The organism is Streptococcus sp. SM5, assembly GCF_027497975.1.
In genome coordinates this window covers 1-1,012 of record NZ_JAJNSC010000055.1, presented here as the reverse complement: position 1 = coordinate 1,012, position 1,012 = coordinate 1, and the positions used below count along the sequence as shown (strand labels likewise).

Sequence of the window (1,012 nt, the reverse complement as noted above, 5' to 3'; positions counted from 1 at the left end):
TTTCAGGTTCTATTTCACTCCCCTCCCGGGGTGCTTTTCACCTTTCCCTCACGGTACTGGTTCACTATCGGTCACTAGGGAGTATTTAGGGTTGGGAGATGGTCCTCCCAGATTCCGACGGGATTTCTCGTGTCCCGCCGTACTCAGGATACTGCTAGGTACAAAGACTATTTTAAATACGAGGCTATTACTCTCTTTGGCTGATCTTCCCAAATCATTCTTCTATAATCTTTGAGTCCACATTGCAGTCCTACAACCCCGAAGAGTAAACTCTTCGGTTTGCCCTTCTGCCGTTTCGCTCGCCGCTACTAAGGCAATCGCTTTTGCTTTCTCTTCCTGCAGCTACTTAGATGTTTCAGTTCACTGCGTCTTCCTCCTCATATCCTTAACAGATATGGGTAACAGGCATTACCTGTTGGGTTCCCCCATTCGGAAATCCCTGGATCATCGCTTACTTACAGCTACCCAAGGCATATCGTCGTTTGTCACGTCCTTCTTCGGCTCCTAGTGCCAAGGCATCCACCGTGCGCCCTTATTAACTTAACCTTATTTTTGACCTTTCAGTCATAAACTCTTTTAATACTACAGCGTTTTCGGTTTATTTTCTTGTTACTATTTGATATAGATATTCAATTTTCAATGTGCATTACTTGGTGATCTCTCACCAATGGAGCCTAGCGGGATCGAACCGCTGACCTCCTGCGTGCAAAGCAGGCGCTCTCCCAGCTGAGCTAAGGCCCCACAAGACCTCTCAAGACTAAACAAGACCAATGCGCAGTTCCTTATCCTTAGAAAGGAGGTGATCCAGCCGCACCTTCCGATACGGCTACCTTGTTACGACTTCACCCCAATCATCTATCCCACCTTAGGCGGCTGGCTCCTTACGGTTACCTCACCGACTTCGGGTGTTACAAACTCTCGTGGTGTGACGGGCGGTGTGTACAAGGCCCGGGAACGTATTCACCGCGGCGTGCTGATCCGCGATTACTAGCGATTCCGACTTCATGTAGGC

General features: G+C 48.7%; 1 tRNA gene and 2 rRNA genes. All 3 read right to left on the bottom strand.

Features of this window, described 5'->3' with window-relative positions:
- Positions 1-546 (bottom strand): 23S ribosomal RNA (locus PAN07_RS17420); the annotation flags it as partial.
- 122 nt (positions 547-668) lie between these two features.
- Positions 669-741 (bottom strand) — tRNA-Ala (locus PAN07_RS17415).
- 51 nt (positions 742-792) lie between these two features.
- A 16S ribosomal RNA gene (locus tag PAN07_RS17410) occupies positions 793-1,012 on the bottom strand; the annotation flags it as partial.